The organism is Tautonia sp. JC769, from assembly GCF_040717455.1.
GTDB lineage: Bacteria > Planctomycetota > Planctomycetia > Isosphaerales > Isosphaeraceae > Tautonia.
In genome coordinates this window covers 18064-36410 of record NZ_JBFEFH010000011.1, presented here as the reverse complement: position 1 = coordinate 36410, position 18347 = coordinate 18064, and the positions used below count along the sequence as shown (strand labels likewise).

Annotated in this window: 7 protein-coding genes; all 7 read right to left on the bottom strand. The window is 68.7% G+C overall.

What is annotated here, in order from left to right; translation table 11 throughout:
- Nucleotides 1-253: 253 nt before the first annotated feature.
- A complete protein-coding gene (locus AB1L88_RS12895; RefSeq protein WP_367097075.1) occupies nt 254-3217 on the bottom strand; it encodes a POTRA domain-containing protein in 2964 nt (987 codons plus the stop codon).
- A gap of 511 nt (nt 3218-3728) precedes the next feature.
- On the bottom strand, nt 3729-4955 hold the full coding sequence (locus tag AB1L88_RS12890) for a DUF1559 domain-containing protein (RefSeq protein ID WP_367097074.1): 1227 nt from the start codon (nt 4953-4955) through the stop codon (nt 3729-3731).
- A gap of 151 nt (nt 4956-5106) precedes the next feature.
- Nucleotides 5107-11493, bottom strand: coding sequence for a hypothetical protein (locus tag AB1L88_RS12885; protein WP_367097073.1), 6387 nt, complete (start codon nt 11491-11493; stop codon nt 5107-5109).
- Nucleotides 11494-11683: 190 nt separating this feature from the next.
- Nucleotides 11684-13543, bottom strand: coding sequence for a prepilin-type N-terminal cleavage/methylation domain-containing protein (locus AB1L88_RS12880; RefSeq protein WP_367097072.1), 1860 nt, complete (start codon nt 13541-13543; stop codon nt 11684-11686).
- Between the two features lie 145 nt (nt 13544-13688).
- A complete protein-coding gene (locus AB1L88_RS12875; RefSeq protein WP_367097071.1) occupies nt 13689-15113 on the bottom strand; it encodes a type II secretion system protein in 1425 nt (474 codons plus the stop codon).
- An 11-nt stretch (nt 15114-15124) separates the two neighbouring features.
- Nucleotides 15125-16591 (bottom strand): type II secretion system protein, encoded by a 1467-nt coding sequence (locus AB1L88_RS12870; protein ID WP_367097070.1) that lies wholly within the window; start codon nt 16589-16591, stop codon nt 15125-15127.
- Nucleotides 16591-18282: a type II secretion system protein gene (locus tag AB1L88_RS12865; RefSeq protein WP_367097069.1), complete on the bottom strand. Its 1692-nt coding sequence runs from the start codon at nt 18280-18282 to the stop codon at nt 16591-16593. The genes AB1L88_RS12870 and AB1L88_RS12865 overlap by 1 nt, the downstream gene beginning before the upstream one ends.
- Nucleotides 18283-18347 lie beyond the last annotated feature (65 nt).

Sequence of the window (18347 nt, the reverse complement as noted above, 5' to 3'; positions counted from 1 at the left end):
GGCTCCAACCGAGCGTCGGATCGCAGACGGGACCCAGGCAGGGGCGATCGGGTTGAGCAGGAGTTCGGTGAGGGGATTGGTTACGCCTGGGAAAGTGCGAGGGGAGGCAGGCCATCGTGTGGACAGATTGTAAGGGACACTGATGAGGCGCCGAAGTAACCTGGACGATCGCGGCAGTCTGGACGGGGATTCCTCACCCCGGCCCTCTCCCCGCCCGCGGGGAGAGGGGGAAGGAGGAACGGTCGGGAAGGGATCAATAGAAGGCGCCGATGAAGAAGGTGAAGATGCGTTCGCGGTCGTCGGGGCCCTTGACGACGGGGAAGGCGATGTCGAAGGCGAGGGGGAGGGGGCCGAGGGCGGGGAGGGTGACGCGGAGGCCGGTGCCGACGGAGACGCGGTAGTCGGTGATCGAATAGCCGTTCTCGACGGTGCCGGTGTCGGAGAAGACGACCATCTGGAACTGGTCGTTGGCGGTGAGCGGGAACTGGTACTCGATCGAGCCGAGCAGGCTCATGGTGCCGCCGACGTTCTGGCCGAGGACGTAGGGGCCGACGCCGCGATAGGCGAAGCCGCGGAGGCTGCGGAAGTCGCCGGCATAGAAGCGTTCGTAGAGCGGGGTGTCGGGGCCGGAGATGCCGAAGAAGCCCCGCATGCTGAGGATGTGCTTGCCGGTCATGTCCGGGCGCTGCCAGACGGTGAAGTGCTGGCGGCCTTCGACGGTGAACTTGGGGAAGGTGAAGGTGCCGAACCCCTGTTCGTACGCGAATTCGAGATATGAGCCGTTGCTGGGCAGGAACGGGTCGTTGCGGTTGTCGAAGTGGAGGCTGGGCCGGAGGGTGGTGAGGAAGGTGTTGCCGGAGACGGCGTAGAACTCGGCCGGGGCGGGGGTCTGGAATCCGGAGACGTTCACGTTCTCAGCCCGGACGGCGAAGTCGGCGTAGGTCTGGGTGCCGAACTGCTTGCCGAGCGCGAACCGGCCGCCGGCGCGTTGCTCGAAGAAGTCGGGGTAGAAGCGGGAGAAGGCGTAGCCGGACGTGTTCAGGCCGATCCGCTGGTTGAACAGGTCGGGCTCGCGGAAGCTGACGACGGCGCGGTTGATCTGGGTGCCGGGGGAGAGTTCGAGGCGGAATTCCTGGCCGGCCCCGCGGAACGCCTGGCCGTTGAGCAGCTCGCGGAAGGAGCGGGGGACGTTGAACAGGTCGAAGTTGCGCTCGTGGACGATGAAGTTGCCGCTGAGGCCGCCGAAGCTGGTGGCGCCGAAGCCGAGCAGGATGCGGCCGGTCGGGGCCTCCTGGACCTCGACATCCAGGTCGGCGAACGACCGGCCGGAGCCGCGCGGCTCGGCCTGGGTGGCGATGTCGGCGAACGAGCGGTTCGGGAACGGCTCCTGGCGGTCGGGGCCGACGTCGGAGAAATTCATGCCGGGGGTCGACGGGAAGGTGCCGATGGGGGCACCATCCGCCTGCGGAGGCATCGGCCGGCCGCCGAGGCCCGGCGGCAAGGGCTCGACGAGCGGAGGCACGTCGATCGGCGGCAGGGCGTCGGGGGACGGCTCGAAGGCCCCGCCGGAGCCGAACGGGGCGACCGCCGCGGGGCCGTCGCCGGGGGCGAGCGGCTCGATGTCGATGGGGGGGATCGGCGGCAGATCCGGGACGCCGCCGGGGGGTCCGAGGTCGTCGACCTCCTCGAACTGGGCCCGCCGGACGGAGTCGTCGCGGGCGGGCTGGTAGTGGACGAGCGGCACCGGGGCGTCGGCGGCGGCGGGCTGGACCTGGGCGAGTTCGAGCGGCTCGTCGGGGGTCTGGAAGCGGGCCTGGCGGACGATCTCGTTGAGGTCCGGCAGGGCGACCTCGCCGTAGGGGGTGTCGGGCCCCCGGCGATTGGTGATCGCCATCTTGATCGGTTCGCCTTGCTGGGGATCGGTGACGAAGAAGTTCAGGTTCGCCAGGCGCTTCTGGGCGGATTCCATGCGGCGGCCGTCGAGCGGCTCGCCGGGCAGGAGGCCGGCGGCGGCCAGCTCGCGGAGGATGACCTTCGCCCGGGTCCGCTCGTTCCCCTTGATGTTGATGGCGCCGAGGAGGTAGCGGTCCCCCTCGTTGATGTTATAGACGAGGTCGACGACGCCGGGGGTGTCGGTGAAGCGGGGCTCGGGGAGGATGTCGACGTCGATGCAGCCGATGGCGGTGTAGCGCTCGGTGAGGGTGAGCATGTCGCGCTGGCGGAGGTTGTCGCGGAACGGCTGACCGGAGTGGAGGACCAGGCCCTCGCGCAGCTCCTGCTCGGTGATCATCTCCTGGCCTTCGAAGCGGATGTCGCGGACGGTGTATTCGGGGCCTTCGGAGATGACGAAGCTGAGGCGGAGGTCGCCGACCCGGCCGCCGTGGCGGGTGACGGGGGTGCACTGGCATTCGAAGTAGCCGATGGCCTGGTAGGCCTCGACGATCCGGCGGGCGTCCTCCTCGGGGCCTTCGGCGTTGTAGCCGGGGCCGAGGAAGCCGAGGATCGGGGGCTTCGACTGGATCTTGGTCTTGAGGGTGGCGTCGGAGAAGACGGTGTTCCCCTCGAAGTCGACGGCGCCGACCTTGAACTTCGGCCCCTCGAAGATCTCGAAGACGACGCGCGTGTCGCCGGCCTTGGCCCCTTCGAGCAGGCGGACCTCGGCCTGGAGGTAGCCTTTTTCCTCGTAGAGGCGGCGGATCTGGGCGACGGCGGACTGGGCGCGGATGCCGTCGGCCCGGGCGCCGGCCTTCAGGCCGGTGGCCTCCTCGAGGTTCTTCTGGCTGATGGCCCAGCGGCCGCGGAACTCGACGGCGTCGAGCACGGGCATCTCCTCGACCTTGTAGAGGAGGATGATGCCGCCGCGGTCGGCGTCTTCGAGGAAGGTGGCGCGGACGTGGGAGAACCACTGGGTGTTCTTGAGCGAGCGGAAGTCGCTCTCGACCGTGTCGGGGTCGAGCGGGCGTCCGGTCCGGGTCAGGAGCTTGGCCCGGATGCGGGACTCGGAGACGGACTCGTTGCCCTGGATGCGGATCTCGGTGACGAGCCGGCCGTAGGGTCCGTCGGCATCGGCGCCGAGGGCGACGAGGCAGACGCCGAGGGCGAGGGCCGCGACCGACCGCCGCGCGGGGCGGCGGGACCGCGACGGCTCGCCGACGAGCGGGTCGGGGCGGCCTGCCGTCCGAGGGGGGTGCGGTCGATAACGATGGCTTGCGCTCATGGGCTCTCGATCCCGAGCGATCCGACGGCGACGGGCCGACCCGAAGGGGGATCGGCTGATGCCGTCGGCCTGGTTCTGCCGATAGGACGATGGACCGAGACGCGACGCAAGGCGGGGGAAGGAAGGTGGTCTCCCCCAGAGCATCAACAGGACGTGATCGCAGCAGATGTGACGAGCGTCGAGACTCGATCGCTCCGCAGACCGTTCCCGTCCGTGGGACGACCCGAGCGGTCTTCTGAGTCTTCGAGGCGGACTTGTACCGCGATTGGAGCGGCTTGGCAAGGTCGGAACCGGGGCCGCGAGGGCTTCGATCGGTCCGTCGGCGCGTTGCCGGGCGGCTCGGGTCGCGGGGCGGAGTCCGCCTCCGTCAACGAAACGGACCCCGAAGCCGGGGAAGTTCCCGGGCCTCGGGGTCGCGACGGGCAAAACCGCATCTCGGAGCATTCAAGGCCGGCGAGGGGTGGCTGAGGGTCCACTCCCCGCCGGAAGGGTCACTCAAGGAGCAGGTCACTTACTGGGCGATGTCGCTCTGGTTGACCGGGAGCTGCTTGAACGGCGTGTCGAGGTACTCGCCGGCGGGGGTCATGACCTTCGCCCAGACGGTGCCGTCGATCGTGTCGGAGATGATCTTGGTCGAGCCGTCGCACATGACGGCGATGATCACGCCCGGGTGCAGGCTGTTGGGGAAGGGGTAGCCGCCTTCGATGCCGACGGCGCGGCCGCCGTTGAGGTTCTCGCGGGTGTTCTTGTTGTTGGCGAGGGCCCAGCCGGGGCCGTCGACGAACCTGCCGCCGGTGCCGGCCCGGGGGGCGAGTTGCCCGTCGGTGCAGTTGGTCGAGCCGGTGCCGCTGGTGCAGACGTCGTCGGAGGCCATGAAGGCGACGAAGTTCGGGTGGCCGGAGGCCCAGTTGGTCACGACGGGGCTGCCGCTGACCTGGGCGTAGGGGCTGGTGGTCGAGGCGCCGGCCAGGGTGTTCTCGGTGAGCATGACCGTGGTGCTGGAGCCGTCGGTGATGGCGGCGACGGTGGTCTTGTGGTCCCAGGGCTTGTTCCCCTGGATGCTGCCCGGCCAGAAGACGCCCGTGCGCTTGGCGTTGTTGCGGGCCATCTGGGCATCGGCGCCGAAGAGGACGGAGTGGCCGGTCACGGGGGGGGTGCTCTGGCCGTTCCAGCCGCTGCCGCTCCACCACCAGCGGTTGAAGCCGGAGTTGACGACGTAGGAAAGGTTCCCCTGGTCCTGGATGACCGTGTCGTCGTTCGGGCAGGTCAGGATGCCGATGTCGGCCGAGGAGACGGTGAGGTTGTTCGTCGTCGTCCCGGCGGTGCTGAAGTAGACCTGGCTGCGGTTGAAGTCGTTGAACAGGGCCTGGTTGTCGATGTAGGGGAGGATCTCGACGACCCAGCTATGCAGGGGGCCGAGGTCGTGGTTGGGGTGGGTCGGCTGGGGGGCCAGCTCGAAGCTCAGGTCGCCCGCCTCGTAGGCCGCCGCGAGCGGGGTGGTGTTATTGTTGTCGGCCTCTCCCCAGACGACGGAGTTGGGGAAGGTGTTCTTGGCGTTGAAGTAGCCGATCAGGCCGAGGCCGATGTTCTTCTGGTTGTTCATGCACTGCGTGCGGCGGCCGGCCTCGCGAGCGGCGTTGACGGCCGGCAGGAGCAGGCCGACGAGGACGCCGATGATGGCGATGACCACCAGCAGCTCGATCAGGGTGAAGCCGGGACGACGGTGACGGATCGACATGACGGTTTCCCTCACTACTCCGAGATGGGTCGACGGGACGTGTCTTACAAGTGTATCGGCCAGGGGTGCCCCGGGACAAGGCAATCAACGCTGATTGGTGGTGTCCCGGGGCAACCGGCGGCCCGCAAACGAACCGAGAACAAGCGGACGATCACTCGATCCGCCGGCTGTAGACGATGACGTCGCGGTAGTCGCCCGGCCGGAGCGGATTGAAGCCGGTCGCCCGGGTCCGATCCAGCACGAAGAACGAGCGATACCGCACATTCGAGCCCGAGGAGAGGCCCAGCTCCGGCCCCAGCTCATCAGGAATCAACTGGGCCCGGTCGCCGGGCTTGACGACCTCGAACAGGCCCACCGTCACCCAGACGGCGTACTGGTGGGTCCTCGGGGTCGTCAGGTTGGACACCTTCTGCAACATCTCGGACCGGGTGGACGGATTGCGCCGCATGTCGCGGTTGACCCGGCCCGCGGCGTTGCCGGTCGGCTCGGCGACCGTGAAGGTCTGGACGCTGCCGCTGACCGGCTCGAACTGGGTGAAGGTGGTCCCCACGGCCGAACCGCCGAGGTAGGCCGAGGCGCCGCTGAATCGGCTCCGCATCTCGGTCCCGTCGATGGGACTGGTCCAGAGCGGGAAGAGGCCGGGATAGTCGCCGATGACCACCGGGGCTACCGACGACAGGGCGGTGCCGGCGTTGGTGATGGGCGTATACGAGGTCGTCTGCGTTCTGCTGACGGCCGCGTTCGAGGCAGTGAGGGGATCGACCGTCGGATCCGCCCAGTCGGGGATCTGGAACCAGCGCCTCGGGGGGATCGGCGGGACGATCGCCTTGCGATCGGTCCCGATGAGCCGATACGGGTTGGCGTAGAACAGCTCGATGTCGCCCGAGGCGGTGATGTCGGCCGGGAGGGGAGGCTCGTAGGCGACGCCGGGGTCGAGCGGCAGGGCCTCGGTCACGTCGTACTGCGAGTCCTTCAGGCCGGGGTTCTGGACGTTGAGGTCGCCCGGCGCCACCGCGACCTGCAAGGGGGGCGTGGTGAAGGTGGACGGCTCCATCGTCGCCGGCCGCATCAGGGTGCGCTGGATGTCGTAGTGGGACAACGAGCGGTAGGGCAGGTCGCGGGCCACCTTCGAGCCGAGCGGGGCCGCCCCGGCCCCCTGGGTGCCGGTGTCGCCGTCGCCGTAGGCGAAGAGGAAGCCGGAGCCGCCGTGCCGCTGCTTGAGGAAGTCGGCGAAGGAGCGCTTCATCCGCATCCAGGGGTAGCTGGCGGAGGTGGGGGCGCCGTCCAGCTCGGTGCCGTCGACGTCGGAGGAGAAGGCGGTGAATCCGCGGTTCTCCATCGGGTACGAGGCGACCGGGCGGCCGTCGAGGTCGACGGCGGTGACGACCTGGGGCAGCTCGGTGGCGTTGGCGATCAGGCTGCGCTGGAGGTTGGTGGTGTCGAGCAGCCTCGGGTCGTCGATCAGGCCGAAGAAGACCTCCTCATCGAGGATGAGGTTGAGGTTGATCTGGCCGGGCCGGCGGTCCTGGCGGAACCAGTCGAAGTTGAGGCCCTGGGCGACCGGCCCGATGGCGTCGAGGACCGGGGTGGGCACCTCGAACATCTCGAGCATCTTGTACCAGCCGGCGCCGGTCGGCCCGCCGACGGTGTGGAGGGTGATGCCGCCGCCGAAGGAGTTGGTCGGGTCGACGATCGCGCTCGGGTTCGACGAATAGAAGAACTCGTGGGCGAGGTACGGGTAGGTGCGGACCTGGGCGTGGTTGATCGACGGCGAGGCGCCGGGGATGACCGAGGGATAGTTCAGGTCGGTCGGCACCCAGTCGAACCGGCCACCGCTGCGCGGCGGCGGCACGGGGGAGAAGGCCCCGAGCTGGTCGACCGTGCCGTTGTCGTCGGTGTCGGCCGGCAGGGGGACCTCCAGGAGGTCGGGCGGCCGCTCGGCGAAATGCTTGGTGAACAGACCGGGGGGGCAGGCCGGGACGAGCAGCAGCTCGGCCACGCTCATGAAGTCGCGGTCGTTGAAGGGGAAGTAGTCGTACGACTCGTTGTCGGCGCTGCCCGAGGCGCCGGCGTTGGCGTTGCGGCCGCCGAGGGTCTGGAAGATGCGGCCCGAGGTGTCGACCTCGGACGTGTTGGGGGTGTCGAAGTAGGTCCGGTAGTTGTTCGAGCCGCTGGTGCTGGACTCGGCGGGCCGGGCCTGCTCGGAGCTGCCGTAGAGGAACAGGGGGCGCGACGGGTTCTCGGGGTCGGGCACGAGCTGGCCGCCGCGGAAGGGCTGGGGCCGCTGGATGGAGTAGATCGGGTGATCCGCGGGGGTCACCTCGTCGTCCTCGTTGGTGGAGGTGTCGACCTGGCCCTCGCCCTCGGAGGCGCCGAAGGGGAAGCGGATCGAGTCGACGACGACCATGGGGTTGCTGCTCGGGTCGGGCGGGAGCAGGGGGTTGGCCGGTCGCCGGAGGTAGAGCCAGAAGTAGCGGCCCTCGGGGTTGTGGGTGGTGAACGCCTCGTCGTTGATCGAGGGGATGAGGTCCCAGGCGTCGTTGCCGAGGTCGTGGTCGATGTTGGGCCGGTTGCGCTCGAAGTCGGGCGTGGTCGGCAGGGCCGGGCCCTCGGTCCGGGTGCCGGCGATGACCCAGCGGTCGTGTCGGCCGTCGGTCCGGATGGAGGGGATGCGATCGGCCGCGGGCAGGGCGGAATTGATGTAGGAGTCGCGGTAGGTGGTCGCGTCGGTCCGGTCGGGGACGGTGCCGGAGCCGACCAGGACGGCCTGCGACTGGCCGGCGGCGACGGTCACGCCGTCGCCGTCGGGGGCGACCGGCCGCTTGTCGGCGTCGGGCAGGACGGCGTCGGGGATCTGGCCGGTGATCGGGTCGGGCCGGACGAAGACCGGGTGGTGGTACGGGTTGCCGGCTGAGTAGCTCGGGTCGTGGTCCTCCTTGACGAGGACGAAGTCCCAGCCCTGGAGGTCGAGGTCGGTGGCGTCGGGCGTGGGGTCGCCGGCCTTGCTGAGCATGTTGACCATCTCGATGAAGAGACGGTTGGCCCGGGCGTTCTGGAAGGTGCTGCCCGCGGCCTCGGCGAAGCTGAACTGGAAGCCGAGGACCTCGTTCAACGCGACCGGCTGGTATTCCATGCCGTAGTGGACGAGCGGCCGGGCGTTGGCGTCGCTGAACCAGGGGTCGGCGGAGCCGTCGGCCCGATAAGGGAGGTGGATCGAGGGGGGCAGGTCGTAGTCGTCGTCGTCGCCGTTGTCGGTGTAGAGGTTGCCGCCGACGTCGACGCGGCGGGCCGGCAGGTGGACGAGGTCGGGATTCGACCAGATGGTGATGGCGTTGTCCGGGTCGCGGAAGTCGACGATGTTGACGACGAACTGGCCGAGCTTGGCCAGCTCGTGCGGGGTGTCGATCGCGTGCGGCGGCAGGATCGTCTTGAGCGTCTGGTACGTCTCGCTGATCCACTTCTGCCGGACCGGCTCGAAGGGGTCGTAGGAGTGCGGGAACGGGTGGTTGAGGTTGATGCGGCGGCCGCCGTGGGTCAGGCCGGGGTTGGCCTGGTTGAGGTTCTCGAAGCTGGCGGAGACGAGCGGGCCGAACCGCGTGTTGCTGATCGGCGGCACGCTTGCCGGGTCGCCGGGGGAGAGGGTGGCGGCGTTGACGGGGACGAGGCGATCGATCGGGTTGTCGTTGGCGAAGGAGTAGTCGATGCGGTCCCAGGCCTCGACGCTGAACATGCGGCGGCGGGTCTGGGCGTCGACCGCGTGGACGAAGCTGACGGGGGCCAGGTCCTTCAGCCGGCTGTCGAGCGAGAGGCCGTCGACGTCGCCGTAGCGATAGAGCCACTCCAGGTCGTTCGGCCCGAACGGCGCGTCGGTCGAGTCGGGCCAGTAGAGGTTCATCTCGTTCGGGTCGTTGAGCATCGGGCTGCCGAGCGGGTAGGTGTTCACGGCAGTCGACGCGTCGGTGACGAACTGGGCGCCCAGGTAGGGGAAGATGGGGTTGTTGGCCAGGTCCAGCAGCGGCTCGTCGCGGAGGCGGCCGAAGGGGTTGGCGTTGATCGTCGGGCTGAAGGTGCCGACGTAATTGCCCGAGCCGGCGGCGTCGAAGAGGTCGGTCGGGGGCACGGCCTCGCCGGTGGCCGGGTCGCGGGGGGCGAAGCCGGCCGAGGCGTTGCTCAGGTCAAACGGCATGGCGCCCATCATGAAGCCGTTGTTGCCGCCCGGGAGCAGGTGGGCCTGGAAGCCGTGGTAGCGGTTGTGCCGGGTGTCGGCGAGGATGTACGACGCGGGGAGGCCGGTGTTGGTGATCAGGCGGACGCCGTCGTCGGTGTCGAGCGGCACGCCGGGGGGCCGGAAGTAGTGCATGAAGCTGATCCGGCCTCGGCCGTCGGGCCCGATGTCGGCCGGGACCAGGGGGTCGCCGAGCAGCGGGATGGACGGCACCTGGTTGTAGCGGGTGACGCGGCCGATGCCGGTGGGGTCGATCGGCGTGACGAAGCGCCGGATGCGCTCGGAGGCGAGGATCGGCATGTTCGCCGCGTCGTGGGCGTCTGAAAATAAGCTCAGGGCGGCCTCGGGCCCCTGGTCGACGGCCCGGGCGGGGAAGGGGTCGTAGGTGTCGAGGTTGTTGTCGATGCCGTCGGTCAGGTACTGGCCGTTCGGGTACGGGGACTGGCCGGGCCGGACCGGGTTGGGGATGTCGAGGTTCGACGAGGCGACGGGGACCTGGCTGGTGCTGAAGTTCAGGGCGCGGTCGAGGGCCGGGGCGATGGGGTCGGCCGTCGGGTTCGGGAACAGGCGCATCTCGGGCGGGATGGCGTCGGGCTCTCCCCAGCGGCCGGGCACGGGCCGGTTGGTGAAGCGGTCGACCGACTGGCCGCCGTTGCGGGCGACGAGGAAGTCGGCGCCGTCGACCGTGTTGTTGTGGAACCGGACGAGGTTGCCGTCGATCAGGACGTTGTTCTGCTCGCCGCTGTCGTTGTTCTGATTGATCCGGGTGCCGGTCAACAGGCTGCGGAGCTGCGAGAGGGCGACGGGGATGTGGCCGAGGCCGGTGGTGGGGTCGGCGGCGTTGTCGAACTGCTGGTGGAGCGGCTTGGCGTCGTCGGGGATGTTGTTGCCGGAGCCGTCGTCGGTGGGGTCGAAGGTGTTCTGGAGCGGGTACTGGATGTTGATCTCGCTCGGGCTGTAGCCGAGGTGCGAGGCGTGGTCGTAGAGCGGCAGGCCGGCCTCGTCGAAGTTGGGCGTGGTCGGGTCGTCGACGGCCAGGCGGGCGTTGAGGTTGCCGGCCGAGTTCAGGGGCAATCGGCCGTTGGTGCCGACGACCATGAAGGAGAAGAGGGGCTTGTACAGCGTGCCGTCCTCGGACCGCTGGACGGGATAGCCGAGGTCGAGCCAGACGGAGTCGCCGGTGCCGTCGCCGTCGTTGTCGACCGGGTAGTCGATGAAGCCGTTGGAGTCGGGCAGGAGGTCGGGGAAGCCGGCGGTCGGGTGGTCGACGGGCCGGGGGGTGAGGATCTTCGAGATCGCCCGGACGGCGCGGCGGTAGGCGGGGGTATTCTCCGAGCCGGGGGGGAAGTTGCTCGGGTGGACCACTTCCATGTCGCTCAGGCCGGTGCCGTCGACCGCGAGGATGCCGGGGCGGTGGAACGACGGGATGATCGTCTGGCCGTCGGCGCTCTGGGCGGCGAGGAACCAGTTCTCCAGGTCCGGGGCGTCGTAGTCCTCGTCCATCGGGAGGAGGTTGACGTTGAACGGCCGGGGGGTGTAGACGGCGTCGCCTTCGAGCAGGCCGCCGCTGACCCGGAAGTTGGCGAACTGGCCGGGGTTGCGGTTGCCGGGGTCGTTGCCGGCGGTCATCGCCTGGTTGACGTTGCCGGCGAGGGCGGCCATGCCGGTGCCGTTGAAGGCGTGGCGGTAGCGGCCGTCGAGCGTGAAGACGGCGCCGTTGGCCGGGATCGACATGCCGATGACGCCGTTCAGGCCGTCGGTGGTCGTACCGGGGACGTGGGAGCCGGTGATGGTCAGCTCGTAGGTCGCGCCGGAGTTGTCGCCGTCGACGACCTCGAAGGTCTGGGACACGGTGCCGGTCGTGCCGGGGATGGTGAGGATCCAGCCGCTGAAGTTGTAGCCGACGTAGCTGGGCACGTTCGTCGTGATGACCCAGCGGGCCGGCTCACCCAGGGCGACGGGGACCACGGTGACGGTGCCGACGGTCGGGAACGAGCCGTTGGGGTTGCGGTTGTAGAAGCCGTTCTCGACCGCGTCGTTGCCGTACTGGTCGCGTTTGAGGCCGTGCCCGTAGAGGGAGGACATGGCGTTGGTCGTGTCGTTGATGAGCTGGCGGATGCCGAAGCTCACCAGGTCGTCGGCCAGGGGGCGGTTGAGCTTCTTTCTGTAGGCCTGGGCGGCGCTGCGGGCCTGCCCGCTGAAGGCGGCGAACGACACGCCGATGACCGCAAGCAGCCCCAGCATCGACAGGACCAGGATCAGGACCACGCCTCGTCGTCGGGAGGCGGGGGATCGGGGTCGTCGGGCGATCATGGCTTCGGTTCCTCCTGGTCGACGGGTCCGGGTCCCTTAGAGTGATTCGTAAACGACGTCCGAAGGGCGCATCGGATTGGATCGGATCGGATCGGGATTGATTGAGCGAGGCGGCGTTCCGAGAAGGGGGGCCGATCGATCGACGGATCGAAAGGCCCCGGCGACGGCCGGCCGAAGGGTGTTCTTGGGGTCAGAGCTTGTCGGTGAAGTCGTGGCGAATGGTGATGACCTTGAGCACCTGTTTGTCGGGCGAGGCCAGCCGGATCTGGATCTGGATGCCCCGGAGCGGCTCGGGATAGGGCGGCGGATACGACGGATAGACCGGCCGGGAGCCGCTGAGCGGGGGATAGAGCGTGGGGTCGATCCCCTTGAAGGGGGCGAAGGCGTAGTCGGTGGACCAGGTGTCCCAGACGCGGCGGAGCCGGACGGTGTTGGCGTTGCTGTCGCCGATCGGGAACAGGAGGCCGAACTTCTGCTCCATGTGGTAGTCGGCCCGGTTGTCGGCCGGCAGGGGGGGGATGCGCCCCTCGTGGCCGAGCGTGGTGATCTCGCCGGGCAGGGTCAGGGTCTCGTCGCGGCCGAGCTGATTGGCGTAGCCGAGGTCGTAGTAGTCGGTGGTCAGGTTGAGGCCCAGGAGACTGGGATCGCTGTAGAAGGGGGCGTTCGGGTCGAGCACCTTGATGTCGAAGCTGCGGACGTTGGTGGCGAGCAGGTCGTCTTGCCAGGCGGAGGCGGGGGGGATGATGTTGCCGCCCGCGCCGTCGCTGTACCAGTGCGATTGGGGCTGGAGGAGGTCATCGAGGCCGCCCCGCACCCGGGTCAGTCCCCGGGCCTGCTCGCCGGGAGCGAGCCCGAAATCGTTGAAGGCGAGCCGCTTGTTGGCGGCGTTCCAGAACGGGTTGCGGGTCTCGGCCCAGGTGGGGAAGCCCCAGAAGGTCCAGTTCTGGGCGACGGCGGTCGGGGAGGGGAGGTTGTCGCCGTCGGCCGGGTCGAGGGGCGAATGGTTCGTGGTGGTCAGCGGGAACGGCGGGGTGGGGATCGCCAGGGTCGGGCCGATGTTGATCTGCCCCACCAGATTCGCGCTGCCCCGGGAGAAGGCGTTGGGGAAGATGAACGGGAAGGCGAGGGTGTCGGCCGTGTCGACGCCGAGGGCGGGACGATTGGGCCGAAGCGTGGTGTTCGTCGGGGTGAGCGTGGGGGAGAAGTCGGCGACCCCATCGGGAGACGGCCCGGGGAGCCCCACGAAGTCGTCGGCGGCCCCGTCCTGGTTGAAATCGTTCGTGAACCGCGGCCGGGCGAAGCGGTTCTGGCGGTTGGTCAGGTCGCCGAGCGAGTTGGGGATGGGCGGCTCGTTGTTCGCGGCGGTCAGGGCATTGGAAGGGCGGACCGAGATGTCGTTCACGCCTTGCCAGCTCACCTCGGGAGCATTGGCGCCGCTGAGGCTGAAGCCGTCGGAACCGACTGCGGCGAAGCGGAAGCTGGTGGGGTTGGCGACCGGGATGCGATCGGCGTAGACCGTCTGGTTCGGCACGACCAGCAAAACGCGGCGGTAGAGGTTGCCGTGGCGGAGGAAGTAGATGATCTCGGCGGTGTCGCTGGTGATGGTGGCCGGCAGGTAGCGGGGCTGGCCGGCGAGCGCGACCCCCGCGGGCCAGACGCCGCGGGGCAGCATGACGCGGCCGGTGAAGGGCTGGCCGGGGGGGGCCTTGGCGGTGAAGGCGAGGTAGTCGTCGGTGTCTTCACCCTGGGGGTCGGAGAACGAGTTCTCGCCGTACTCGAAGTAGCCGAGGTTGTCGGCCGGGTCGAGCGGGGGGGTGAAGCGTGCCGTCGCGCCGCGGAGGTCCTGCTGGATGACCGTCTCGAGGCGGCGGGCCTCGGAGGCGAGCTCCTGGTCCTTCTTCATCCCGGTCATGGCCTCGGTGGCGGCGGTGAAGACGCCGACGATCACCGACATGATCAGGAGCATCAGGGCGATGGTCACCAGCAGCTCGACGAGCGTCAGGCCCCGGCGTCGCAGGGCTGAGGTCGGCCGCGTTGTCGGACATCGCATGACGGGTTCCTCACTCAATCACTTCAAGAAGGAAGGGCAGGGGCGCCGGCCGAGGGGAGACCAGCGAGTCGGGCCGGGCCGGATGAACGGACGAACGATCGGAGGATTGCGGATGATTCGGGCCAGAGCCCCGGCCGCCCGCGGGTCATCGGCTGTAGAGCATGACCGGGAAGACGTTGACGACGTACGGGCAGATCAGGGCGGCCTCGGGGACGACCGACTCGCCGCTGGCCAGGAGCCGCGTCTTGGCCTGCAAGGGGGTATCGACCCGGACGATGATGCGGAGATAGGGTTCATTGGTGGCGGCCGTCGCGACCGGGTCGGGCTCGACCTCCCCCTTCTGGACGATCCGATACCAGTGGATGCGCTGGCCGGAGTACTGCGCCCCGTTGCGGCCGGTCCCCGGGATGGTGCGCGGGTAGAACGTGTTCGAGTCGGCCTGGAACCGCGCGTAGGTCACGTCGGCGATGAAGTTGCCGACGTTGACGATCGGGTCGGGGCTGGCGGCGGGCCACCGCAGGAGCACGGTGCGGTCGTCGGCGGAGCTGTAGCCGGTGCCGGCAACCGCGGGGATGGGATTGGGAATCGGGCTGACGGCATTGGGGGTGCTGGTGTAGCCCCAGATGGCCTCGACGGTCCGCTCGCCGGACGGGACGAGCAGGCCGGTATTCGGGTCGTCGTTCATCCCGATCGGTCTGCTGTGGAAGACGACGATGTTGCCTTCGAAGATCGACGGGTCGCCGGCGACGCCCAGGCGGCCGGTGAGCATCCAGCTGAAGGCGTACTCGCGTTCCGATGCGTACCCGGTCCCCGTGGGCAGCAGGTTGAACGGGACGACCGGGACGCCGCTGCGGCCCGAGGTGTCGCCGGTGACGACCGGGTCGTCGAGCGAGGTGAAGACGTTGCCGGCCACCTCGGCGATGGCCTGGAGCGCGGCGGGCGTGCTGGGGAGCGAGTAGGTGTAGGGCCAGGGGATGCCGGCGTTGTACGCTTCGAAATTGGTGATCCGCTGGAGCCCGTGCGCCGCGGTCCCGGCCCGGAGGTAGCCGATCCCGGAGCCGAACCGGCCCTCGGAACCCAGGTTCCCCCGCAGGCCGAGCGGTGTGTGTTCCGGGGCGAACCCTTCGGTCTGGAAGTGGGTGGTGGCCCAGAACAAGGGGTCGTAGGCGACCGGGAGGCCGGGGGCGAAGAAGTCGGAACTCACCCCGGTGTTCGGCGTGCCGTTGATGGTGTCGTAGTCGTACGTGAGCGGGGTGATCGCGAACGGGAAGCCCGCGAAATTGGCCGCACGCCACTCGGGGTACCAGGGCAGGTTCGGATGGACGAATGATTCCGGATTGACGAGACCCTTGGCGTCGCCGAGCGACCGGGGCAGGCCGCGGACCTCGGCGTCGTCCTTGGCGGACATGGCGAGGATGGTCGACCGGGCGTCTCGCGTGGCGTCGCGGAGGCGCAGGAGGCCGATCGGGAAGAGCGTGGCCACGGAGACCATGCCGATGCCCAGGATCATGATGGCGATGAGAATCTCGGTCAGGGTGATCCCGGACCGGTCGTTGGATCGACGGTGCATCAACACCTCGGTCACCTCCCCGTCTGCTGATGGAGGGCGGCTTCTTCGTAAGGGGCGTTGACATTCGACGGGTTGAACGTGGTGATCTCGCTCACCGAGGAATGCCCGGAATTGGGTGAAATCGTGACCATGCGGCGATACCCTTCGAGGAATTCCGGCCTCGGCAGGTTGTACTCGCGCGGCATGGGCAGGAGCGGCTGGACGGCCGACGTGGCCCCGACCGGCGGCGCATGGACGTCCTCCCGGGCGGCGATCCAGAGGAAGTAGAACGGGAAGCCGGTGGTCATGGATTGCCGCAGGCCGTACGGGGTCGACGGGACGACCTGGCCATTCGGGTAGATCATCAGGTCGACGATCCCGGTGACCGGGTCGATCGGCACCCTCGACCGCTCGGGGATGATGTTCGGGTCGGCCAGGCCGAGCGTCGTGAAGTCGATCACCGAGCCGGACGGGAGGGTGTATTCGCGGGAGTCGCTCGCGGCGCTGGGGCGTCGGGAGATGACGTAGCGATAGCGGCGGACGTTGGCGAAATCGAGGATCGTTGTAAACGAGGCGCCGAAGGGGTCCGCCAGCGGCCGGAGGATCGGGATTCCCGTGCCATCGGCCTCGCCGTTGACGCGGGCCCAGCCGAACGCCTGGAGGATCGGGTCGTCCTGCTCGTACTCGGGTCCGATCGCGGCGGGGCCTATGAGCATTTCCATGGGATCATCGATGAATCCGGCGATTCCACCGTTGTCGAGGCCGTTATAGCCCGGGTCGATGACGCCATCGCCGTTGTTGTCGATGCCGTCGAAGTGGGGGTCGACGTAGCCGTTTCCGTTGTCGTCGCGGCCATTGACGAGGTGGAGAATCTCGTAGTTGGGGTCGGTCGAGATCGGCAGCGCCTGGACCTGATTCCCGGCCACCTGGCCGTTGTCCGTGCGATTGATGAAGCGTTCCGGGTTACCAGCCTGGGGACCGACTGTAATCGGCCCGGCGATGGTGAACTGGTTCCCTCCCCCACCAATCCGAATCGTTTCCCCCTGCCGGATGTTGAAGTACCAGGCGGTCGGAGACGAGGGGATGCCGGTGTTGTCGGTCTTGGCCCCATAAACGGAGAGCCGGCGAATCTCAACACCAGCCGGGGTGACCGGCGGTCGGAAGATCTCGACCACCGGCACCACCAAGCCCTCGGAGTAATTCGGCGGGGTGGTGAGGGTGACCATCCGGTTCGACACGACGACGCCCGAGGCGAGGTCGGTCAAATCGGGGTCGGGCAGGAAGCGGACCCCCTGGGGCTGGCCGGTGCCGGCGGCGCGATCGCGGGTCATGGTGAGGTTGGCCTGCACGATGCTCGCCCCCTCGCTGACGGCGCGTTCGGCGAAGGTGACGTAGGCGGTCGGCAGGGTCGCGGCGCTGAGGATGAGGATGATGGAAATGACCACCAGCAATTCGGTCAGGGTCACCCCCGAGCGTCGGGGCATGCGCGGGGCAATCATCAGCGTCCTCCCGTGCCCAGGGCGTTCGGTGAATGGTTCGAAAGGTCGTCGACGCCCCAGCGGTCGCGCAGGGGGACCGTGAACGGGCTGACGCTGGCGTCGGCCGGCAACTGATAGAGGGCCATCTTCTGGGTCAGGTTGGCGGCATTGGAGAGGTCGGCCGGGCCGGCCGCGCCGGGAATCCGCTGGTAGGGGTCGGACCGGGACGCCTGGTTCTCGATCAGGGTCATCCGCGCGGCGTTCGTGGCCGCATTGCCCGCGGGCAGTGCCGAGGGATCCTGAGTCGATCCCGAGTAGGTCACCCCGAAACTGCCGACGCCGAGCTGGCGGTCGGGGCCGGCCGAGAGGATCAGATGCTTGAAGAAGTACGCGCGACGCTTGTAGAAGTGCGTCCGGTCCCAGAGGAACCCGCGAGACGGGAAGGGCTGGGAGACGGAGCCCTCGGGCCGGTCGGCGTAGGGATCGATCAGGCTGAAGAACTGCTGCTGGAAGACATTGGCCCGGGCACTGATCTGGGCCGAGGTGTCGGGGTAGCCGGTCGTCGGATCGGCCCACCAGCCGGGAGCCACGAGCAACTGGTTCGGGTCGAGGGGGTTCTCCTCGCGAGGCTGGCTGAGGTCGCCGACGACATAGGGGGCGTCTCCCCGCTGCAAACCCTGGCGGGGGGCACCGTAGTCGGAGACGTAGTAGACCGGCCAGCGGTAGAACTGGAGCGGCTGGCCCCAGGCGTCGACGAACTCGGGCAGGCCGTCGCCGTCGGTGTCCTGGACCTCCTGGGGGGTGAAGTCGTCGGCGCTGAAGACGCTGCCGAGCGGCCCGACGCCGCTGACGAGGATGGCGTAGAGCATCTCCGATCGGGCCGTGATGTGCCGGTGGTTACCGAGACGGGTAATGATGTCATCATTCAAGGCGTCGAAGTCGGCCTGGGTCATCCCGAATTCCGCGGGAGAGCGTTCGTCGATCAGGCCGTTGCCGTCGTCGTCGACGCCGTTGTAGCCGCGGGGCGGGTAGCCGAGCTGCCGGGTCAGGCTGCCGATGGCCGAATACGAGGCGCCGAAGATGCCCTGGCCGGCCGGGGGGCTTGTGAAGCGGAGCTGGGTCGTGTCGAGGCCGCTCATGTTGCCGAGCCGGGTCAGGCCCGTCCCGAACTGCTTGAGGTCCTTATCCCAGGCCTGGTTGATCTGCATGGCGTGCCCGAGCGGCAGCACATAAGGCGCGTAGGAGGCCGGGATCTGGGGGAAGCCGGACCCCGAACTCGGCCCGGGGGCCATCGACGAGGGCTTGAACGGCAGGCCGGCGAAGTTCAGCGGGTAGAAGTCGTCGCCCTGCACGAAGAAGACGTCGGGCAGCTCGCGCTTGAGATAGTCGATCTGGGCGATGAGCCGGGCCCGGGGCTCGGAGTCGACGAAGTTGACCGTGCCGCTCATCGGCTCGGTGGCCACCGACATGGCCATGAAGCGGTGGCCGTTGTTCGGGTCCTGCCGCTGGGAGACGAGGGCCTCGACCCGGTCGGTGACGGCGAGGTCGAGCTTCTGGATGAGCGACTGGGTGGCCCGCTCGTTGGCCCGTTTCAGGCCGTCGAACGAGGCGACCAGGAGGAAGGACATCATGATGCCGATGATCAGGATCACGACGCCCAGCTCGACCAAGGTGAAGCCGGCGCGGCGTCGTGCCGAGGATCGGGATTGCATGGCATCCTCCCCTGGAGAACGGTCTTTCGGGTCGCGGCCGAGGTTCATCCCTTCACGCCTTCCTG

What these genes read in the sequence shown, in the direction of transcription:
- AB1L88_RS12895 (WP_367097075.1), bottom strand. Translation starts at nt 3,217, where the DNA reads ATGAGCGCAAGCCATCGTTATCGACCGCACCCCCCTCGGACGGCAGGC.
- AB1L88_RS12890 (WP_367097074.1), bottom strand. Translation starts at nt 4,955, where the DNA reads ATGTCGATCCGTCACCGTCGTCCCGGCTTCACCCTGATCGAGCTGCTG.
- AB1L88_RS12885 (WP_367097073.1), bottom strand. Translation starts at nt 11,493, where the DNA reads ATGATCGCCCGACGACCCCGATCCCCCGCCTCCCGACGACGAGGCGTG.
- AB1L88_RS12880 (WP_367097072.1), bottom strand. Translation starts at nt 13,543, where the DNA reads ATGCGATGTCCGACAACGCGGCCGACCTCAGCCCTGCGACGCCGGGGC.
- AB1L88_RS12875 (WP_367097071.1), bottom strand. Translation starts at nt 15,113, where the DNA reads ATGCACCGTCGATCCAACGACCGGTCCGGGATCACCCTGACCGAGATT.
- AB1L88_RS12870 (WP_367097070.1), bottom strand. Translation starts at nt 16,591, where the DNA reads ATGATTGCCCCGCGCATGCCCCGACGCTCGGGGGTGACCCTGACCGAA.
- AB1L88_RS12865 (WP_367097069.1), bottom strand. Translation starts at nt 18,282, where the DNA reads ATGCAATCCCGATCCTCGGCACGACGCCGCGCCGGCTTCACCTTGGTC.